The following is an 18,738-nucleotide window of genomic DNA, read 5'->3' on the forward strand; positions in this document are numbered from 1 at the left end:
AATGATTCCAATTTATAAAAGCGATGTGGTTATAGTTGGGGCTGGACTGGCTGGACTTGCTGCGGCAAGAGAGCTGAGCAGGGCCGGTAAAAATGTAACGGTTCTTACAAAACTTCATCCTCTGCGTTCACACTCAGGTGCCGCTCAGGGTGGAATAAATGCGGCTTTGGCTGATGATGACAAGGCTGAATTTCATATGTTCGACACTGTTAAAGGAAGTGATTATTTAGCAGATCAGGATGCGGTTGAGCTTATGTGTTCAAAGGCGCCTGAGACAATCAGATGGATTGAAAGAATGGGGGCGGTTTTTAGCAGAAGGGAAGATGGCAGAATTGCCCAGAGGCCTTTTGGGGGTCAGAGTAAACCGAGAGCATGTTTTGCAAAAGACAGAACCGGACTTACGCTCCTTCAGACAATTTACGAACAGTGTGTGAGAGAAAATGTGTTAATGCTTGATGAATGGTATGTAAGTGATATTTTATATGAAAATGGCAAAGCTTACGGAGTTGCGGCTTTTAATATAAGGGATTTAAGTTTTGCCATTTTTAATGCAAAGGCCGTTATGTTTGCAACAGGAGGATATGCAAGGGCTTTTAAAATAAATTCAAACGCACATGCAAATACAGGGGACGGTCTTTCTATATTTGCAAGAAAAGGGCTGCCGCTTGAAGATATGGAATTTGTGCAGTTTCACCCTACGGGACTTGCCGGAAGCGGAATATTAATGAGTGAAGCCGCAAGAGGCGAGGGTGGTAAACTGATAAACGGACTTGGTGAGAGGTTTATGGAAAAATATGCACCTGAAAAAATGGAACTGGCTCCTAGAGATGTTGTAAGCAGGGCTATTATGAAAGAAATAATCGAAGGAAGGGGTGCAAAAGAAGACCATTTTGCAGTTTATCTTGATTTAACTCATTTGGGAGAAAAGAAAATACAAGAAAGACTTCCGGAACTAAGGGATTTGGCTTTGACATTTTTAGGCAGGGATATGGTAAAAGAGCCTATTTTAATTTCTGCAACCGCCCATTATTCAATGGGAGGAATACCTGTTGATATAAACGGACATGTCAGAAAATCGACTGATGAATTAAGCGAAGGTCTTTATGCGGCTGGTGAATGCGCCTGTGTTAGTGTTCACGGTGCCAACAGGCTTGGGGCTAATTCACTGCTTGAGGCACTCTTTTTTGGAAGATGGGTAGGCGGCCAGATTGCTGAAGATTTAAAAGATATTGATTTTAAAGAAGCAAAAACAAGCGACGTAGAAAATGCTTTAAGTGAAGTTGATTTTCTTTTGAATAACAACGGAGATGAGAGAACATCCAAAATAAGGGAAGAGCTGCAGGAGCTTATGAGTACAAAAGTAGGTGTTTTCAGGGAGGAAAAAAATCTGCTTGAGGCAAAAGAAAAAATAAAAGAACTTCGCAATAGATATAAAAATATAAAACTCGATGACAAATCAAAAGTTTATAATACTGATTTGCAAGAAGCAATAGAACTTGGTCATATGCTTGATTATGCACTGTTTATTACTGCCGGCGCAGTTGAAAGAAAAGAAAGCAGGGGGGCGCATTTCAGGGAAGATTTTCCAAAAAGAGACGATGAAAATTTCTTAAAACATACATTCGGTTATTTGGAAAACGATAACATAAAAATTGAATATGCCCCTGTAAAAATAACAAAATTCGAACCTCAAGAGAGAAAATATTAAAGGGTTGATAATGGAAATTACTTTAAAAGTTTACAGGTTTAATCCCAAAAAGGATGATAAACCTCATTTTGATAAATATAAACTCGAATTAAGAGAGGATGCGGTTTTATTGGATGCGCTTAATGAAATAAAATGGAAGTTTGACGGAAGCCTCAGTTACAGAAGAAGCTGCAGGCATGGAATATGCGGAAGCTGCGCAGTTAAATTAAACGGTAAAAATGTTTTAGCATGCAAAACGCCGTTAAAAGAAGCAATTGAAGATTTTGGCGAAGTGCTTATAGTTGAGCCGTTAAGCAAAAATAGGGAAAAAATTATAAAAGACTTGGTAATAGATAAAAAAGATTTCTGGGATAAAAATAAAAAAGTAAAACCGTATCTTATAGCAAATATAGACGAACATCCCGAAAAAGAAAATTTAGTAAAACCCGAAGAAGTGGAAGCATTGGAAAATGCGGATTACTGTATTGCCTGCGGATGCTGCTTTTATGCATGTGAAAGTATCAGGGCTAATAAAGATTTTCTCGGACCTCAGGCTCTTGCTAAAACATACAGATTTAGTGCTGATGGCAGAGATGAAGCTAAAAAAGAAAGGCTGGAATTTGTTGATAAATTGGGAATTGGTGTGTGGGATTGCGTAAAATGTCAGGCCTGTATAGAGGTTTGCCCTAAGGGAGTGGATCCGTTTACTAAAATCACCCATCTTCATAATCAGATTTTTGAAGAAGGTGTCGCCAAGAAAAATGTGGCTGCCAAACATGCAGAAGGATTTGTACATTCTATAAAAAAACACGGTATTTTAGACGAAGGAATGCTTGTTTTATATTCTGAGGGTATTAATGTGGCAAGACATTTGCCTGAAGCTATGGAAATGCTTAAAAAAGGCAAAATAAAATTTCCATGGAATATGCCTAAATCTGAAGGTGTGGAAGAGATTAAAAAATTAGTTGAAATATCACAAACACACGAATTAAAGGGTTAATATGAAATATGCACTTTACACCGGTTGTACAGCTAAAGAATCAACACCTGAACTTTTAAAATCTACTTTATTGGTGGCAAAAACACTGGGTATAGAAATAGAAGTTTTAAATGAGGCCAGCTGCTGCGGGGCCGGACATCTGCAGGATTTTGATGAATTCCTATCACTGGTAATAAATGCAAGAAATATATGCCTTGCTGAAAAAAGAGGCCTTAAAATGGTAACACTTTGCAATACATGCCAGCTGATGCTTGAAAACACCAAAAGAAAACTGGATGTTGATGAAAAATTAAAAGAAAAAGTTAATCAGAAACTGGGCGAACTTGGTTATAGATATGTGGGCAATACTAAAATACAGCATTTCTTATATGCTATTTTAGAAGATATAGGATATGAGGAAATTGCAAAACATATAAAAAGACCTCTTAATCTAAAAATTGCCCCGTTTTACGGATGTCATATAATAAGACCTTCAAAAACACATGACGGGGATAATTTAAATGAAAACCCTTATAAGCCAAATGCAATAGAGAATCTTATAAAAGTATTGATGGGTGAAAGTATTGATTATCCTACAAAACTTAAATGTTGCGGTTTTCATGTTGATTTACAAAATACTCCTGTTAGTGAAAAATTAACTTCTAATATTTTGGAAGATGCTACAAATGCCGGAGCTGAGGCGATTGTTACGCCGTGTCCTTTGTGTCATCTAAACCTTGATGTAAAACAAAGGGCTATTGCAAAAAGGGAAAATAAGGATTTTAATATACCTGTTCTTCATCTGCCTGAAATGCTGGCTTTGGCGTTTGGATATTCTGCTGAAGAAATAGGGTTAAATCATCATGTAATAGATGTAAAATTTTAAGGCTTTCGCCTTATTTTTTATCTTTACATAAATTTTTATTTAATTTAAAAATTTCTTTTATTTTTTCTAAATCTTTTTCTTTTGAATAAATATGTTTTAGCATAAGCTTTTCACAATTGTTGTTTAAATCAATTCCAAATTTTTCAAAAAAATCTTTATAATCACTTAATTTCTTTTTAACTCTATAATAATAAACCAAATGAGATAAAGATAATAAAAAAACAGCTAAAAAAAATAATATAATCGAAAATATTTTTTTATTTGTTCCATAGGGAATTGCCTGATAAGTAGCAATAATAAGTATTGCTAATGAAAATATTACAGCACCTATATAATAATTTTTTTCGGAAGTAATAATAAAAAGATAATTATCAAAATTTTTTTCAATTTTGGCTGCTTTATATAAATTATAAAAGCTCATCAATACAATAACTGCACTTGTTAATATTAATATATCATAAAACATGTAATTCCTTAAATTCAATTTTGTAATAATCATTTGGAAAATGAACGCTTTTAATTAAAAATTTTTTATTGTTGATTTTTTCTGTTTTTTCTTTTTTGAAATCAAATTCAATATTAAATTTATCTTCAAATTCTTCTAAATCGTTAATTTTACCAAAAATATTTTTAAAAGGTTTGTTACAGATTATGTTTTGATTATTTTTACAGATACAGATTGGATAATTTTTTTCTTCTATTAAATTTTTTAAAATTTCCAAATATTCTTTTGTCTCTTTTCTTTCATTGATAATTTTTGCAAATTTTTTTAATGTCTTAAACAGAGAATCTTTAAAAATGGGTTTTGTCAAATATCCGTCAATTCCTATATCAATAGCTTTTTTCATATAATCCATATCTGAAAAAGCGGTAATTACAAGAATTATAATGTTTTTATCTCTGTTTTTGATATATTCGGAAAGTTCCAAACCGGAAATTTCAGGCATTTTAATATCTGTAATTATTAAATCTAAATTATTGTTGTTAAAAATTTCAATTGCTTTTTTTGCATCTTCCGCAATAAAAAATTTATTGAATAAATCCTTAACAAGTAACGAAAAAGCTTCTCTTACCATTTCGTCGTCTTCTACAAAAAGAACGTTTAAATTTTTTAATCCCCGCATTCTTCAAACTTTATATTTTTATTGGCTAGCTCATTTTTAAACCATTCATAAACTTTTTTTGCACCATCTCCAGCAAAAGATATTTCACTGGTATAATCCAGCTTTGGCAAAGTGGAAAATTCTACACTTTTAGGGATTTTATTCATAATATCAAGCATTTCAGATTCTTTTGCATGTGCTAAAAGAGTGTAGCGTTTCTTTTTATTTTTTAAAGGAAAAAATTTATCCAGAGCTTCTATAGTCATAGGATGTGCCATTTCAGGAAATCCCGGCATAAAGAAAAATTTGTTATCAATATAAAATCCGGGAAAACCGTTTATAGGATTATTCCAAAGAGGCTTTGCATTTTTAGGCCAGTATGCCAGAGGGTATTTTTTTGAATTATCAACACCCGGAAATTTTTTATCTATTTTTTTTATAAAATCCTGATTATATTTCATTTAAAAACTTCTGCAGCTAAATTTCTTGTATAATCATCCGGAGTTGCCCCGATACCGCCATAACAGAAAAGATAAGAATTAGAAGTTTTTTTTATAAAATTAAAAATATTTTTAATTAAAAGGGGGTCGTCTTTTATAATAAAAGAGGCTTTTAGTTCATATCCTCTTTTTATTAATTCGTCTCTTAAAAATTTAAAATGTTTATCCTCTCTTCTTGCGTTTAGTATTTCCGTTCCTATAATTACCTGAAAAATATTCATTAAATTTTTTCTTTTATTATTTTTTCCATTTCATCAACAATTTCCTCAACTGTTCTCTCACCGTTTATTTTATTAACTTTTTTTTGTTTTGAATAAAATTTTTCTATATCGTTAATAGGGCCTAAAAACACTTTCATCCTATTGTTAAATACTTCAACATTATCATCAGCACCTCTTGCTCTTCCAAGAACTCTGTCTCTTGCAATTTCTTCACTAACTTCCACTTCTATTACAGCCACTAAATCAATATCTTTGCTTGTTTTTAGCATTTCGTTAAGGGCAATCATTTGTTCTACACTTCTTGGAAAACCGTCTATTAAAATTATGTTTTTATCTGCTTTTTCAATAGCGCTTTTGATTGTGTTGATTACTATTTCAAGAGGTACTAAATTTCCGTTATCAATATAGCTTTTAATTTTTTTGCCAAGCTCGCTTCCGCTTGCAACTTCGGCTCTTAATAAATCACCTGTTGAATAATGCACAATTGTATCTGGATTTCTTTTTGCAATAAGTTCTGCATCCGTTGTTTTTCCGCTTCCGGGTGCACCTATAATTAAAAACAGTTTTTTCATTTTTTTACTCCTTTTTTTATATTTATTTCTTAACTTCTAACTTGGCTATTTGGTAACTCATAACTCATAATTCACAACTCATAATTCATAACTCATCACTCACTATTTAAACACCGGACATTCAAATTTTTTAACATATATTTTTTTGCTCATTCCTCTACCAATGGCAATTTTTCTGCCTTCTATGTCAATTTCAACAGGGCCAAAAATTGATTTATTTATAATTTGTCCCATCTGTCCTTTTCTAATACCCAAATCCTGCATTCTGTATTTGAAATTCCCGCAGGAACGGTCAAATTCAATTATTTTAAAAACATCTCCGTTTTTAAGATCACTTAATCTAATCATTTTTAGGTTTATGTATTCTTATGTGTAATTCTTTTAACTGGGCTGTTTCCACTTCATTAGGTGCTTCTGTCAGAAGACACTGGGCTTTTTGTGTCTTTGGAAACGCAATTACGTCTCTTATGTTATCAGTATGACGCATTAGCATTATAACCCTGTCAAGTCCAAGTGCGAATCCGCCGTGAGGAGGTGCACCGAATTTAAGTGCGTCAAGTAAAAATCCAAATTTTTCCCTTGCTTCAATTTCATTGATACCTAAAAGCTTAAACACCTTTTTTTGGATTTCTTCTTTATGTATACGTATACTTCCTCCTCCGATTTCATAACCGTTTAAGACTAAATCATAAGCAACTGATTTTATATTTTCAAAATTTTTTTCATCCCAAGTTTGCATATTAGGCATGGTAAAAGGATGGTGAAGCGGAGTAGGGTTTCCTTTTTCATCTTTTTCAAACATTGGAAAATCAGTAACCCAGACAAATTTAAAATCTTTTTCATTATATAAATTCATCTCTTTTGCTATTTTAGCACGCAGCCTTCCCATATAATCAAGTACCGTTTTTTTATATCCTGCCCCGAAAAATATGATATCTCCCAATTGGGGATTAAGTTTAGATATTAATTTTTCAAGTGATTTTTCACTTAAAAATTTTAAAATCGGGCCTTTTAAACCGTCTTCTTTTATTTGGATATATGCAAGTCCCGCTGCTCCGAATTTTCTAACGAAATTTTCAAGCTCTTTTAATTTTTTTCTTGAATAAAAATTATCCCCTCCAGGAATTTTAAGAGCTTTAAATCTGTTTTTAATTTTATCTTTTGCAATATTGCTGAAAATTTCATTGTTTGAATCAACAAATTCATCTATTACATCAATCATTGCCAAATCGTATCTTAAATCCGGTTTGTCACTTCCGTATTTTTCCATGGCTTCATGATAAGTTATTCTTTCAATCGGGAGATTAACATCAATCCCGGCTACTGCAAAAGCTTCTTTTGTCATACCTTCAATTGTTTTAATTACATCTTCCTGTGTTACAAAACTCATTTCCACATCAACCTGTGTAAATTCCGGCTGTCTGTCGGCTCTGAGGTCTTCATCTCTGAAGCATTTTGCAATCTGATAATATTTGTCAAATCCAGCTACCATTAAAATTTGTTTAAAAAGCTGAGGTGATTGGGGAAGTGCATAAAATTTCCCGGGGTGAACCCTGCTCGGTACTAAATAGTCTCTTGCACCTTCCGGAGTGGATTTGGTAAGAATAGGTGTTTCTACATCAATAAAGCCCACACTGTCAAAATAATCTCTCACGGCTTTTGTGACTTTGCTTCTTAAAACGAATGTTTCTAAATTGTCAGGGTCCCTTAAATCCAAATATCTGTATTTTAATTTAAGTTCCTCATTTACATTTTTATCTCCGATTTGAAAAGGCAAAACTTCGCATGTGTTTTCGATTTCCAAAGAATCAGCTACAACTTCGATTTTTCCAGTTTTAAGTTTTGGGTTTTCAAGGCCTTCACCTCTTAATCTTACTCTACCTTTTGTTTTTATTACATATTCGTCTTTTACTATTTCGGCAATTTTATGAGCTTCAACACTGTCAGCCGGATCTGCAACAATTTGTATTAGCCCGCTTCTGTCTCTGAGGTCTATAAAAATAACCCCTCCGTGGTCTCTGTGTGAATTTACCCATCCTACCAGTTCCACCTCTTCTCCAATATTCAATTCATTAAGTTCTGCACAGTAGTGGCTTCTCATTAATATCCTTTTTTAAGCGCAATTATATCAAAATGTGCTATAATTTTTTCAAAGGATGCCAATGAACAGCATTTATCTTTTAATTTTTATTGTATTGTTCAATTTATTCTCAATTTTTTTTGTTAAATATATAAAATATTTTATATTTAAGCATAGAAGAAATATTTTTTTTAAACTTTTTTATTCAAGAATTTATAAAATTTCAATACCATTATTGTTGTTGATTGACGGAAATTTTGTTTTTTATTTATTAAAAAATTATAAAATCAAAGAATGGGTTTTTTATTTTAATGTTTTGTTTATAGGCTGGCTGTTTTATGAAATAATCAAATATATTATTTATGTAATAATCGCAATTAATTTATCCCATAAAACCAATGTAAGAAAAGAAGTTTTTAATTTATCTATTCATTTTACAAAACTTTTTATAATTTTAATTATTTTTATTTCAATATTAACCCATTTGGGGGTGAATATTGCTGCTATTGTAACATCTTTGGGTGTGGGCGGCGCTATTATAGGTTTGGCGGCCAAAGGTACATTGGAGAATTTTTTTGATTCCATAAGGGTTATCAGTGAAGACGCCTTTCATCAGGGGGACTGGATAGAAACAAAAGATTTTGAAGGTCTGGTTGCCGATGTAGGCCTTACTTCCACACAGGTCAGAACATTTGACAATGCTTTAATAACGGTTCCCAATTCTTTTTTGGCCAACAGCTGGATAAAAAATTATTCCAGAAGGTTCATAGGAAGAAGAATAAAATTTTGGGTAAAAATTAAATATTCCACCGATATCGAAGAAATTAAAAGGGTTATTAAAGAAATAAAAAAAATGCTCCAAAAGCATCCGGGAATTGTAACAGATAAAAAAATAGAAAATAAACTGAGGCAAATTATGTATAAAAATGCACTTTTTTCTATGGAAGACAAATACGGGATAAGAAAAACGCTGCTTGTGTACTTGGATGAATTTGATGAATATTCTATGAATATTTTGGTTTATGCCTATTCGATAAGTATAAACTGGGAAGAGTGGCTGAGAGTTAAACAGGATGTTTATCTTAGAATATTAAATATAATTGAAAATTCTAAATTAGAGTTAGCCTATCCCATTCAGGAAGTTTTTATTGATAAAAGGGATGAATTATGGAAATAAAAAAATTAATTGAAAAATATAAAAAATCAGACAGCGCTAAGATTTTGCATAAATTAAGAGTTGCTGCAAGAAAAGCTCTTTCTAAATTACAAAAAGAAGGTAAAACCCACACAGGTCTTGAAAATCTGCTTAAAAATTCCTCAAAATTCAGGGATACAGAAAAATAAAAAAATTTCTAAAGAAAAAACATAAAAAATTAAGGGAAAAATTTTTAGAATTTTTGGATAATTTTAAAAGTGAAATAAAACCTATTGAAAAAGAAAAAGAGATTTCAATTGAAAATTGTTTAAAAATTTTGAATGAAACTTTTTTAGATAAAGATGACAAAACTCTTCATAAAATAAGAATAGAAATTAAAAAATGCAGATACACTCATCCTGAATATGAAGATATTTTAAAATTAATTCAGGATAATTTGGGAAAAGCCCATGATTATTATAATTGCGAAAAATTAAGAAAAAAATTTAACAAAGACACTAAAAAAATAATTAAAAAGAAAAATAAATATATTAAAAAAGCGGAAAAGATAAGAAGTGTTTTTATAAACGATATTCTCAGCGCTTAGATTATTCTGCCGGCATTCCTTGTTTTTTACTTCTTTCCATTGCCTGCTGGGCAAGATATCTGTCACCGAATTTTTGAAGGTTTTCAAATTCTGTCTCAAATGTGTCAAAATGTCTTTCTTCATCAGCTATTATACTTTCAAAAAGCTGTTTTGTTCCAGAATCTTTTGCTTCAGCACAAGCGAGGGCAAAATCGTTATACATATCTATTGCATCTTCTTCGCTTTTCATAGCCCATTTCAGCATTTCTTTTGGGTCTCTTATATGCTCTACCTCATGGGCCGGTTTCATTTCAATTTCACCGCCTACAAATAAAATTCTCTCGGCATATCTTTCAGTATGCAGCATTTCTTCAATTGCAGTTTTTTTAAAAATACCGGCCAGTAAATCATATCCCAAGTCGTCCAGTATAAAATGAAAATACATATATTGGTGAATTGCACTGAGCTCTTCCCCCACTGCTTTATTTAATAATTCTATTGATTTGCTTCTGTCCATTTTTTCTCCTTTTGGTTTTGGATATTATAACATAAAATTTTAAAAAATAATATTTTTCTGTTAAAATAATTTATTATTATAAATGTTCATAACTTGATATAATTATAAAAAAAGGTTTAAATTGAAAGCGGGATTTGTACTTAAACCGAAAGCGGATGAAAAAATAAAAAGGGATTTTTTAGAGATAAAAAAAATTTTTGAAAAAAACAATATAGAAGTTTTAATCGATGCTGTTTGTGCAAAATTAATAGGACTTTTGGGGATGGATTTTAATAAAATGTGCGAAGAGGCTGATTTTCTTGTCGCACTCGGGGGAGACGGCACTTTAATTTCACTTACAAGAAGAAGTTACAGGTATCATAAGCCTATACTTGGTATAAATGCAGGAAAACTCGGGTTTTTAACTGATATAAATCCTGAAAACATTAATGAATTTATTGAAAAATTTTTAAAAGGTGAATATAGAATAGATGAAAGAATGGTTATTGAAGTTGAATTTAACAATAATCTTTTATATGCATTTAATGATGTGGTTATCAGTAAGGATATTAATTCTTCAATGATACATATAGATATAGATACTAATGAGGCCCATTTAAATACTTATCACGGAGACGGGCTTATAATTTCCACTCCCACAGGTTCGACCGCATATAATTTAAGCGCCGGCGGCCCTGTTGTGTATCCTTTGACGGAGAGTTTTATATTAACGCCTATTTGTCCGCATTCTCTTACACAAAGGCCTCTTGTTATTCCAAGTAAATTTAAAATAGAGGCGAAAGTGAAAGAAGATTTTGCAAAAATGATAATAGACGGTCAGGAAATATTTGATATAAATTCCGACATTAAACTGAGAAAAGCAAAATATCCTGCAAAATTGATACACAGGATGGAGAGAAATTATTTTGATGTGTTAAGGGAAAAACTTCATTGGGGAGAAGGGTAGTGATAGAAAGAATCTATATAAAAGATTATGTTACATTTGAAGAAGTCGAGCTTGAATTTCAGAAAGTTGAACTTGAATTTTCAAAAGGTCTGATTGTTTTTACGGGTCCCAGCGGGGCTGGGAAATCTGTTTTAATGAGGGGAATTTTGTCAATTTTCGGATATTTTGACGTAAATGCCGCTTTGTCGGAGGCTGTTGTTGATGCAGATATAGATTTGGAAAAATATGGAATCGAAAACGATGAGGTACTTATTTTTAAACAGATTAAAAAAAACAAAAACAGGTATTTTATAAACAATCAGGCGGTTAGTAAAAAAACAATTAAAGAAATTTCTTCAAAATTTCTGGATTATCTGTCGTTAAGGGAAATAAAAGAGTTTGAAAATAAAAATATATTAAGTCTGCTTGATAAAATTATTCAAGAGAAAGATTATTATGTTAAATTAAATGAATATAAAAACCTCTACAATAAATATAAAAAACTATTAAAAGAACTGGAAATAATAACGAAAAAACAGAAAAAATCTGCTGAAAAAAAAGAATTTCTAAAGTATGAAATAGAAAAAATAGAATCAATTTCCCCAAAAATAGGGGAGTTTGAAGAACTTATGAAAATAAAAAAAGATTTAAGTAAATTAGAAAAAATCAAAGATAAAATTCAGGAAGTAGAAAGAATATTTGATTTAGAACATATTGTATATGAATTTTTGGAAATGATTGACGAAAACGGAGAATTTTTTTCAAATACTATGAATGAACTTAGAATTATGATTGATAAAGCTGTGGAAAAAGCGTCTTTTTTGGAGAATGTAAATATAGAAGAAGTGTTGGAAAGATTATCCAAACTTCAGGAATTAATCAGAAGGTTTGGAAGTATTGAAGAAGCACTTAAATATTATGAAGAAAAAAAAGAGGAATTAAACAGGTTTGAAAATATATCTTTTGAAAAAGAAAAACTTATCAATGAAATTCAGGAACTTAAAAAAATCTTAAATGAAACAGCCCGGTTTATAACTGAAAAAAGAATCATTGCGGCAAAAAAGCTTGAAGAAAAGATTAATTATTTTTTAAAAAAACTTTATATGCCTGAGGCTAAAATACATTTTGCCGAAGATGTGTTAAACGAGTCTGGGAAAGATAAAGTCGAAATAGTCATCAATGATATAGATACTAATACACTCTCTACCGGTGAATTCAACAGACTTAGAGTAGCGCTTTTGGCTAGTAAACTTGAATACGAAGATGAAGAAAAAAGTCTTTTTTTAGATGAGATTGATGCAAATTTGAGTGGTGAGGAGAGTATGAGTGTGGCAGAAGTTTTAAAGTATTTATCTACTAAATATCAGATTTTTGCTATTTCGCACCAGCCTCAGCTTGCAAGTGTAGCCAATAAACATTTTTTGGTTACAAAAAAAAATAATAAAAGTTATGTGAAAGAACTGAGCGTTAATGAAAGAATAAATGAAATTGCCAGAATAATAGGCGGAAAAGAAAAAAGTAAAAAAGCTTATGAATATGCAAAAGAGCTTTTAAAAGGAAAATAATGTTTTGCCCATTTGATTGCTGGGATGCCTGCCAGTTAAAAACTGAAAACGGGAAACGGAAAATTAAAGCAGAGGGAATAACGACTTATCTTTGCTGGAAATTAAACAATTATTTTAATTTTCCGACTGAAAAATCACCTAAATTTAATGGTAAAAATATTATGTTAAATAAAGTGTTACATAAATTTACAACCATATTAAAATCAACTGAGCCTAAAAAAGTTCTATTTATCAAAGGCTCAGGAAATATGGGCTTAATGCAAAATGTTACGAAATTATTTTTTGAAAAATACGGTGCTACTTTTGCCGTTGGAAGCACGTGTGACGGAATAGGGGAGAAGGGTATTAAAAAATCAAGAGGCAAAAGTTTAATTTTACCAATATGGATTATAAAAAATGCTAAGAATATTATTATTTGGGGAAGAAACCCATATGTTACTAATATTCATCTTTTGCCTTTAATAAAAAATAAATTCATTGTCACAATTGATGCAATAAATACTAAAACAGCTAAAAATTCTGATTTTTTTATTCAGGTAAAACCAAATTCTGATTATTATTTAGCTGCATTGCTTTCCCAAATGACAATGGAAAGAAATTTAGTTAAAAAAGATGATGGTTTGGATTTTGAAAAATTTAAAAAAATAGTTTTTTCTTATTCCAAAAACGAATTAATTGAAAAATCCGGAGTAAATAAAAAACAGGCTGAAAAATTGTTTGAAATAATAACCGAAGGTGCTGTTGTTTTAACGGGGCTTGGTATTTCTAAATGTAAAGAGTGTTATAAAACCGCATGGGCAGTTGATTCACTTTTTTATATGCTGGATTATTTCGGAAAAAAAGACAGGGGCGTTGCATATCTCGGAAGCAGCAGTTTTGGGATAAACAACCCTTTTAAAATAAATCATAAAAACAAAGTGGCTCTGTTTGATGTTAATCTGGATAATTTTGATGTAGTTTTTATTCAGGGGGCAAATCCGCTTGTCAGTTTTGTAAACAGGGATAAATGGAAAAAATTAAAAGAAAAAAAGTTAATTGTATTTGGAAAATATTATGATGAAACGGCAAAAATTGCAAATCTTTTTATTCCTACAAAAGATTTTTATGAAAAAAAAGATGTAAGGGGAAGTTATTTTCATGAATATGTTTTAACAATGGAAAATGTGAAATGGAAAATGGAAAATGAGCCTTGCTCATCTGGCTGCTTGAAAAACGGCCACGATGAAAGAATTAGTGAGTATGAGTTTACAAAATATTTATTTAATGAATTTGGATTTGGAGAATTGAAAAAAGAAGACGAATATATCAGGGAAATTTTAGATTCTAACTTAGAAAAAATAAATGACAATGTTTATAAAAAAAAGGTATTTGATAAACCTCCTTACAGCGAAGGTTTTTTTACAAAAGATAAAAAGTTTCATTTTTTAACTGAATTGTTTGAAAGAAATGAAAAAGAGTTTGAAATTATTACGGCAAAAGAAGCAAAAGCCCTGAATTCACAGTTTAAAAAGGATGAAAATATTTATATAAATCCAGAGAGTAAAAATATTATGTTAAATTGGGTTAAAAAAAATATCAATAAAAACTCAATAAAATATGATAAAAACATACCCCAAAATATAATTTATACAAAAGGCGGAACTGTTATAAATGAAATATTAAAAGCAAAAGGGGAAAATGCATATTATGAAATTCAGTAAAAATTCTTTATGTCCATGCGACAGCGGTAAAAAATATAAAGACTGCTGTTTTAGATGGCATAAATTAAATTCAGCACCCGATGCACTGCTCCTTATGAAAAGCAGATATTCTGCTTATGCTGTGGGCAATGTCGAATATATTATAAAAACCACTCATAAAGATTCCCCTCATTTTGAAAAAGACAAAAAGGCTTGGATTGAATCTATAAAAGATTTTAGTAATAGTTATTTCAAAAAATTAGAAATTATTGAATTTATAAATGGAAAAAAAGAGGCGTTTGTTGAATTTAAAGCATATATTGATAATTATATTATGCACGAAAAAAGCCGATTTGTAAAAGTTGATAAATGGTATTATGTAGACGGAGTACAATATGAAATTTAGCGGATTTTACAAAATATGGCTTTGTAAAAAAATTTCAAACTTTGTGTCTGAGTTTTATTGCTTTTGTAAGGGAATTAATATCAACATTTTCAAAATGTACTCCCGTTGGAACACCTTGGGCAATTTGAGAAAATTCAATTTTCAAATCTTTTAATTTATCTTCTAAATATAAACTTCTTGCTTCACTTTCAACCGAAGGCGGGAATGCAAAAATAATTTCTTTTATTTTTTTATCTTTTATAAAATTTCTTAGTTTTTGAATTTTTTCATCATCTAAATAATTTAAAACAAAATAGTACCCGTTGTAACTCCCGCTTTCTTCAATAATCATTATATCTTTTGGGTTTTCCACAACTGCGAGTATTTTGTCTCTGTTTGGATTGTCACATATTTCACATATTTCATATTCGCTGAAATTGCCGCAAATTGAACATTCTTTTATATTTGTTACTACATTTTCAATAGCATTAATCAGTTTCATTGCCCTGAATTTATCTTTTGCCAAAAATAAAGCAAGTCTTGTTGCACTTTTTTTGCCAATGCTCGGTAATTCTTCCAAAGCTTCAATTAATTCATTGATTGAATTTAAATCTTTCATTTTTCTCCTAATTTTAGTAAAATTTGTGAAATTATAACAAAGGTTGATAATTTGTGTAACTGTAAAAATAAGTTAAACGATTTTGAAAAATATGTTATTTGCAATAAAGGAACAGAACCGGCTTTTGATAATGAATACTGGGATAATAAAAAAACGGGTATTTATGCATGTAAATGTTGTGAAAAAGAGCTTTTCAGCTCAGAGCATAAATTTGCCAGCGGCACAGGATGGCCGAGTTTTTATATGCCGGTTGGGAAAATTCTTGAAGCTCCTGATTTCAGCGGTGGAACGAACAGGGTAGAGGTAATGTGTGCAAACTGTGGATCACATCTTGGGCATTTGTTTGGAGACGGACCAGCGCCAACTGGACTTAGATATTGTATAAATTCAGTTAGTCTTAAATTTATATCAAAGGTTTAATTTGGCTGTTAGAAATGTAGAAATAGATGATAAAAAATTTAAAATTGCTTATGATATTATAAATCCAAATAAAGAAAAAAACATTATTTTTTTGCACGGCTGGGGTAGTAATAAAGAAATAATGAAAGTTTTTAGTAATAATTTTAATGATTTCAGACATATTTATATTGATATGCCGGGATTTGGAAAAAGCAGTAATGATTATATTTTAACCACTTTTGATTATGCAAAAATAATGGATAAATTTTTAAATGAACTAAATATAAAAAAAGATATTATAATAGGACACAGTTTTGGGGGAAAAGTTGCAACCCTTCTTAAACCGGATTTACTTGTACTTCTTGCAAGTGCCGGAATAGTTTTGCCAAAACCGATTAACATTAGACTTAAAATAAAATTTTATAAAACATTAAAATTTTTAGGGCTAAGTAAATTTAGAAAATATTTTGTAAGCAAAGATGCTAAAGGAATGAATGAAAATATGTATGAAACTTTCAAAAAAGTTGTGGATGAAGATTTCAGTGAAATTTTTAGAAATTATAAAGGAAAAGTATTAATTTTCGGAGGAGATGAAGACACAGCAGTTCCACCTAAATCAGTTAAAAAACAGGGTGAATTATTAAAAAGTAAAATTATTATGTTAAATGGAAATCATTACTTTTTTTTCAACTCACCCAATATGAACAATGCAAAAGAAAACAGAAAAAAAATAGAAAAAAAAATTAAAAAAGTAATATGAAAAAATTAATTTTATTTCTATCTGTCAATGCAAAACTTCAGGCACCTACAAGTAAATACAATCCTTTATACATATTTTTATATGCAGGATAAATGATAAAAAAAAAAAAACAGATTCATTCTGATAATAATTTATGTAAGAGACAGCTTTTATTAAAAAAAGAAATTTTAGAAAATCACTTGAAACTACGATAAAAAGGAGGTCTTATGAGTGTATTGGTTGAATTTGCTATGTTCCCAACAGATAAAGGAGAGAGTGTTAGTGAATATGTAAGCAGAATTATAAAAATGTTTAAAGAAAGCGATATCAATTATCAATTAACGCCGATGGGAACAATATATGAAGTAAATACCATTGAAGAAGCCACTGAAATAATAAATAAAGCTTATAAACTTTTAGAGCCTGACTGCAATAGAGTCTATACAACAATAAAAATGGATATTAGGAAAAATAAAAATAACAGAATGAAGCAAAAAATTGAATCAATTGAAAAGAAAATAGGAAAAGTTAATTGATAAAACTAAAAGGTGTAAAACATCATATTTTGGATATTGACAGTTTGGAAATAAACGACAATACAGTAATTTTAGGGCCAAACGGAAGTGGCAAAAGCTTACTTTTAAAAGTTATTACGCATGAACTGTATCCGATGAAATTAACAGAAAGGCTTGTTTTTGGTAAAAAAATAACTTTAAAAGAGGCTAGGGAAATTTTTGGGATTGTAAATTCTGATTTGGAATATTTTTATAAAAACGAACATATTAGCGTATTTGATTCTATTATTTCATCTTTTAGAGAAGCTTTGGTTGTTTATAATTTTTTTGAATTCAATGAAAAAGAAAAAGAAAAAACTTATGAAATTTGTAAAAAATTTAATCTTAACCCGAATCAGGATATAACTACTCTGTCGCTTGGTGAAATAAAAAAAGTATTGATTGCAAGGGCAGTGATACATAATCCAAAAATTTTATGTTTAGATGAACCTACAAATGGACTTGACATTAAAGCAAAATATGAATTTTGGGATTTTATAAAAACACTTAATAAAAAACTTATTTTAATCACCCATGATTTTTATGAAATAAATAATTTATTTAGGAATATTATTATGTTAAATAATGGTAAAATATTTAAATAAGGAAATTTAAATATATTAAACAAAAAAAATATAAATAAATTATTTAATTTAAATGAAAAACATTTAAAAAGATTTTTTAATGGATAGACTTTATGCTCCCTGGAGAAGAGAATACCATACTAAAAAACAAAAAGAATGCGTATTTTGTAATATTGCAAAATCTCCAGAATATGATGATGAAAATGAGGTATTTTACAGAGATGAAATATGCTTCTTTGTAATGAACAGGTTTCCTTATAATCCGGGGCATTTTATGATAATTCCAAACAGACATGTTGGAGAATATGAAAATTTAAATGAATTAGAAGTAACATACATTGCGAAAATGGCTCAAATTGGATGTAAAATTCTAAAAGATTTTGGAGCGGATGGAATAAATATGGGATGGAATTTGGGATTTGACGCAGGGGCCGGAATTCCAGGGCATATACATCTGCATTTGGTCCCAAGGTTTAAAAGAGATACAAATATGATGACAACTGTTTTTGAAACCAGGGTTTACAGTGCAGATTTTGATAAAATATACAAAGAAATTAAAAAAATTTCTAAAAAATACCTTTAAGGAGAAAAAATGGATTTTTTTAAAATAGTTCAGACAATAGAAAGCATCCAACATCCGGCAATTGCCACAAGTCTGGTAAATCTTGGTATGCTGGAAAATATTGATTTTGAAGGAAACACAGTTAAAGCCACATTTGTATGGCCGTTCGAAGGAATTCCTATAAAAGAGCAAATTATTAATTCTGTAAAAACACCCCTTGAAAATATGGGGTTAAAACTGGAATATAATGAAAGAATAATGAGCGAAGTTGAAAAACAGAAATTTTTAGAATTGGAAAAAAAATACTGGAGAGGAGGAAATTCTGGTTGCGGAGTTTAAACTTTTCTTAAAAACTCGGCCCCATCAAAAAAACTGTGTAAATCCTAATATAGATGTTGAGGATAAAAGAAAGAAAAAAGTAAAGGATTTACACATGAGTATTTTAAACATTGAAGAATATA

Annotated in this window: 25 protein-coding genes; 16 read left to right on the forward strand and 9 right to left on the reverse strand. The window is 30.3% G+C overall.

The window, feature by feature from the left end:
• The first annotated feature begins 1 nt into the window (after window position 1).
• Genes sdhA through DZ64_RS0110045 form a run of 3 tightly spaced genes read left to right on the forward strand, consistent with a single transcriptional unit; the run spans window position 2 to window position 3,552 of the window.
• On the forward strand, window positions 2–1,708 hold the full coding sequence (gene sdhA / locus DZ64_RS0110035) for a succinate dehydrogenase flavoprotein subunit (protein ID WP_024790420.1): 1,707 nt from the start codon (window positions 2–4) through the stop codon (window positions 1,706–1,708).
• A 10-nt stretch (window positions 1,709–1,718) separates the two neighbouring features.
• A complete protein-coding gene (locus DZ64_RS0110040) occupies window positions 1,719–2,687 on the forward strand; it encodes a succinate dehydrogenase/fumarate reductase iron-sulfur subunit (protein WP_024790421.1) in 969 nt (322 codons plus the stop codon).
• A 1-nt stretch (window position 2,688) separates the two neighbouring features.
• Window positions 2,689–3,552, forward strand: coding sequence for a CoB--CoM heterodisulfide reductase iron-sulfur subunit B family protein (locus DZ64_RS0110045; RefSeq protein WP_024790422.1), 864 nt, complete (start codon window positions 2,689–2,691; stop codon window positions 3,550–3,552).
• 10 nt (window positions 3,553–3,562) lie between these two features.
• On the opposite strand, the gene DZ64_RS0110050 is transcribed toward DZ64_RS0110045, so the two are convergent.
• From DZ64_RS0110050 to aspS, 7 genes are all read right to left on the reverse strand, one after another.
• Complete coding sequence (locus DZ64_RS0110050; RefSeq protein ID WP_024790423.1) at window positions 3,563–4,018, reverse strand: DUF202 domain-containing protein; 456 nt, start codon at window positions 4,016–4,018, stop codon at window positions 3,563–3,565.
• Entirely contained in the window at window positions 4,008–4,676 is a 669-nt protein-coding gene (locus tag DZ64_RS11680; protein WP_024790424.1) for a response regulator, read from the reverse strand. Before DZ64_RS11680 ends, DZ64_RS0110050 begins: the two co-directional genes overlap by 11 nt.
• A complete protein-coding gene (locus DZ64_RS11685) occupies window positions 4,664–5,116 on the reverse strand; it encodes a competence/damage-inducible protein A (RefSeq protein WP_051430046.1) in 453 nt (150 codons plus the stop codon). The genes DZ64_RS11680 and DZ64_RS11685 overlap by 13 nt, the downstream gene beginning before the upstream one ends.
• Window positions 5,113–5,376, reverse strand: coding sequence for a molybdopterin-binding protein (locus DZ64_RS11690; protein ID WP_051430047.1), 264 nt, complete (start codon window positions 5,374–5,376; stop codon window positions 5,113–5,115). The genes DZ64_RS11685 and DZ64_RS11690 overlap by 4 nt, the downstream gene beginning before the upstream one ends.
• Window positions 5,376–5,948: an adenylate kinase gene (locus DZ64_RS0110065; protein WP_024790425.1), complete on the reverse strand. Its 573-nt coding sequence runs from the start codon at window positions 5,946–5,948 to the stop codon at window positions 5,376–5,378. Before DZ64_RS0110065 ends, DZ64_RS11690 begins: the two co-directional genes overlap by 1 nt.
• Before the next feature lie 102 nt (window positions 5,949–6,050).
• The gene (locus tag DZ64_RS0110070) at window positions 6,051–6,296 is read right to left on the reverse strand and encodes a ferrous iron transport protein A (protein WP_024790426.1); all 246 of its coding nucleotides are present in this window, start codon (window positions 6,294–6,296) and stop codon (window positions 6,051–6,053) included.
• Window positions 6,289–8,049, reverse strand: coding sequence for an aspartate--tRNA ligase (gene aspS / locus DZ64_RS0110075; RefSeq protein WP_024790427.1), 1,761 nt, complete (start codon window positions 8,047–8,049; stop codon window positions 6,289–6,291). The genes DZ64_RS0110070 and aspS overlap by 8 nt, the downstream gene beginning before the upstream one ends.
• Before the next feature lie 214 nt (window positions 8,050–8,263).
• Between aspS and DZ64_RS0110080 the strand changes: the two genes are divergently transcribed.
• The 3 genes from DZ64_RS0110080 to DZ64_RS13595 are packed head-to-tail and all read left to right on the forward strand — an operon-like array spanning window position 8,264 to window position 9,770.
• Window positions 8,264–9,205: a mechanosensitive ion channel family protein gene (locus DZ64_RS0110080; protein WP_236618765.1), complete on the forward strand. Its 942-nt coding sequence runs from the start codon at window positions 8,264–8,266 to the stop codon at window positions 9,203–9,205.
• Window positions 9,196–9,372 (forward strand): hypothetical protein, encoded by a 177-nt coding sequence (locus DZ64_RS13590; protein ID WP_236618766.1) that lies wholly within the window; start codon window positions 9,196–9,198, stop codon window positions 9,370–9,372. The genes DZ64_RS0110080 and DZ64_RS13590 overlap by 10 nt, the downstream gene beginning before the upstream one ends.
• A gap of 53 nt (window positions 9,373–9,425) precedes the next feature.
• A complete protein-coding gene (locus DZ64_RS13595) occupies window positions 9,426–9,770 on the forward strand; it encodes a CHAD domain-containing protein (protein WP_024790429.1) in 345 nt (114 codons plus the stop codon).
• Window position 9,771: 1 nt separating this feature from the next.
• Here the strand turns inward: DZ64_RS13595 and DZ64_RS0110095 are convergent, their stop codons facing one another.
• Window positions 9,772–10,266 (reverse strand): bacterioferritin, encoded by a 495-nt coding sequence (locus DZ64_RS0110095; protein ID WP_024790430.1) that lies wholly within the window; start codon window positions 10,264–10,266, stop codon window positions 9,772–9,774.
• A 121-nt stretch (window positions 10,267–10,387) separates the two neighbouring features.
• Between DZ64_RS0110095 and DZ64_RS0110100 the strand changes: the two genes are divergently transcribed.
• From DZ64_RS0110100 to DZ64_RS0110115, 4 genes are read left to right on the forward strand one after another with little or no spacing between them, the layout of a single operon-like run.
• Complete coding sequence (locus DZ64_RS0110100; protein ID WP_024790431.1) at window positions 10,388–11,212, forward strand: NAD(+)/NADH kinase; 825 nt, start codon at window positions 10,388–10,390, stop codon at window positions 11,210–11,212.
• The gene (locus DZ64_RS0110105) at window positions 11,212–12,756 is read left to right on the forward strand and encodes an AAA family ATPase (RefSeq protein WP_024790432.1); all 1,545 of its coding nucleotides are present in this window, start codon (window positions 11,212–11,214) and stop codon (window positions 12,754–12,756) included. The genes DZ64_RS0110100 and DZ64_RS0110105 overlap by 1 nt, the downstream gene beginning before the upstream one ends.
• On the forward strand, window positions 12,756–14,456 hold the full coding sequence (locus tag DZ64_RS0110110) for a molybdopterin-dependent oxidoreductase (RefSeq protein ID WP_024790433.1): 1,701 nt from the start codon (window positions 12,756–12,758) through the stop codon (window positions 14,454–14,456). The genes DZ64_RS0110105 and DZ64_RS0110110 overlap by 1 nt, the downstream gene beginning before the upstream one ends.
• Window positions 14,443–14,841 (forward strand): YchJ family protein, encoded by a 399-nt coding sequence (locus DZ64_RS0110115; RefSeq protein WP_024790434.1) that lies wholly within the window; start codon window positions 14,443–14,445, stop codon window positions 14,839–14,841. Before DZ64_RS0110110 ends, DZ64_RS0110115 begins: the two co-directional genes overlap by 14 nt.
• A gap of 34 nt (window positions 14,842–14,875) precedes the next feature.
• On the opposite strand, the gene recR is transcribed toward DZ64_RS0110115, so the two are convergent.
• The gene (gene recR, locus DZ64_RS0110120; RefSeq protein ID WP_024790435.1) at window positions 14,876–15,439 is read right to left on the reverse strand and encodes a recombination mediator RecR; all 564 of its coding nucleotides are present in this window, start codon (window positions 15,437–15,439) and stop codon (window positions 14,876–14,878) included.
• Window positions 15,440–15,490: 51 nt separating this feature from the next.
• On the opposite strand from recR, the gene msrB reads away from it, so the two are divergent.
• From msrB to DZ64_RS0110150, 6 genes are all read left to right on the forward strand, one after another.
• The gene (gene msrB, locus DZ64_RS0110125; RefSeq protein WP_024790436.1) at window positions 15,491–15,859 is read left to right on the forward strand and encodes a peptide-methionine (R)-S-oxide reductase MsrB; all 369 of its coding nucleotides are present in this window, start codon (window positions 15,491–15,493) and stop codon (window positions 15,857–15,859) included.
• Window position 15,860: 1 nt separating this feature from the next.
• Window positions 15,861–16,598: an alpha/beta fold hydrolase gene (locus tag DZ64_RS0110130; protein ID WP_024790437.1), complete on the forward strand. Its 738-nt coding sequence runs from the start codon at window positions 15,861–15,863 to the stop codon at window positions 16,596–16,598.
• A 206-nt stretch (window positions 16,599–16,804) separates the two neighbouring features.
• Window positions 16,805–17,113 (forward strand): MTH1187 family thiamine-binding protein, encoded by a 309-nt coding sequence (locus DZ64_RS0110135; RefSeq protein WP_024790438.1) that lies wholly within the window; start codon window positions 16,805–16,807, stop codon window positions 17,111–17,113.
• Window positions 17,110–17,736: an ATP-binding cassette domain-containing protein gene (locus DZ64_RS0110140; RefSeq protein WP_024790439.1), complete on the forward strand. Its 627-nt coding sequence runs from the start codon at window positions 17,110–17,112 to the stop codon at window positions 17,734–17,736. The genes DZ64_RS0110135 and DZ64_RS0110140 overlap by 4 nt, the downstream gene beginning before the upstream one ends.
• Window positions 17,737–17,815: 79 nt before the next feature.
• Complete coding sequence (locus tag DZ64_RS0110145; protein WP_024790440.1) at window positions 17,816–18,298, forward strand: HIT domain-containing protein; 483 nt, start codon at window positions 17,816–17,818, stop codon at window positions 18,296–18,298.
• A 9-nt stretch (window positions 18,299–18,307) separates the two neighbouring features.
• Entirely contained in the window at window positions 18,308–18,616 is a 309-nt protein-coding gene (locus DZ64_RS0110150; RefSeq protein ID WP_024790441.1) for an iron-sulfur cluster assembly protein, read from the forward strand.
• Window positions 18,617–18,738 lie beyond the last annotated feature (122 nt).

This window comes from Lebetimonas sp. JH292 (assembly GCF_000523275.1).
GTDB lineage: Bacteria > Campylobacterota > Campylobacteria > Campylobacterales > Nautiliaceae > Lebetimonas.

Coding starts and splice junctions, on each gene's coding strand:
- sdhA (WP_024790420.1), top strand. CDS start 2: ATGATTCCAATTTATAAAAGCGATGTGGTTATAGTTGGGGCTGGACTG.
- DZ64_RS0110040 (WP_024790421.1), top strand. CDS start 1,719: ATGGAAATTACTTTAAAAGTTTACAGGTTTAATCCCAAAAAGGATGAT.
- DZ64_RS0110045 (WP_024790422.1), top strand. CDS start 2,689: ATGAAATATGCACTTTACACCGGTTGTACAGCTAAAGAATCAACACCT.
- DZ64_RS0110050 (WP_024790423.1), bottom strand. CDS start 4,018: ATGTTTTATGATATATTAATATTAACAAGTGCAGTTATTGTATTGATG.
- DZ64_RS11680 (WP_024790424.1), bottom strand. CDS start 4,676: ATGCGGGGATTAAAAAATTTAAACGTTCTTTTTGTAGAAGACGACGAA.
- DZ64_RS11685 (WP_051430046.1), bottom strand. CDS start 5,116: ATGAAATATAATCAGGATTTTATAAAAAAAATAGATAAAAAATTTCCG.
- DZ64_RS11690 (WP_051430047.1), bottom strand. CDS start 5,376: ATGAATATTTTTCAGGTAATTATAGGAACGGAAATACTAAACGCAAGA.
- DZ64_RS0110065 (WP_024790425.1), bottom strand. CDS start 5,948: ATGAAAAAACTGTTTTTAATTATAGGTGCACCCGGAAGCGGAAAAACA.
- DZ64_RS0110070 (WP_024790426.1), bottom strand. CDS start 6,296: ATGATTAGATTAAGTGATCTTAAAAACGGAGATGTTTTTAAAATAATT.
- aspS (WP_024790427.1), bottom strand. CDS start 8,049: ATGAGAAGCCACTACTGTGCAGAACTTAATGAATTGAATATTGGAGAA.
- DZ64_RS13590 (WP_236618766.1), top strand. CDS start 9,196: ATGGAAATAAAAAAATTAATTGAAAAATATAAAAAATCAGACAGCGCT.
- DZ64_RS0110095 (WP_024790430.1), bottom strand. CDS start 10,266: ATGGACAGAAGCAAATCAATAGAATTATTAAATAAAGCAGTGGGGGAA.
- DZ64_RS0110110 (WP_024790433.1), top strand. CDS start 12,756: ATGTTTTGCCCATTTGATTGCTGGGATGCCTGCCAGTTAAAAACTGAA.
- DZ64_RS0110115 (WP_024790434.1), top strand. CDS start 14,443: ATGAAATTCAGTAAAAATTCTTTATGTCCATGCGACAGCGGTAAAAAA.
- recR (WP_024790435.1), bottom strand. CDS start 15,439: ATGAAAGATTTAAATTCAATCAATGAATTAATTGAAGCTTTGGAAGAA.
- DZ64_RS0110135 (WP_024790438.1), top strand. CDS start 16,805: ATGAGTGTATTGGTTGAATTTGCTATGTTCCCAACAGATAAAGGAGAG.
- DZ64_RS0110145 (WP_024790440.1), top strand. CDS start 17,816: ATGGATAGACTTTATGCTCCCTGGAGAAGAGAATACCATACTAAAAAA.
- DZ64_RS0110150 (WP_024790441.1), top strand. CDS start 18,308: ATGGATTTTTTTAAAATAGTTCAGACAATAGAAAGCATCCAACATCCG.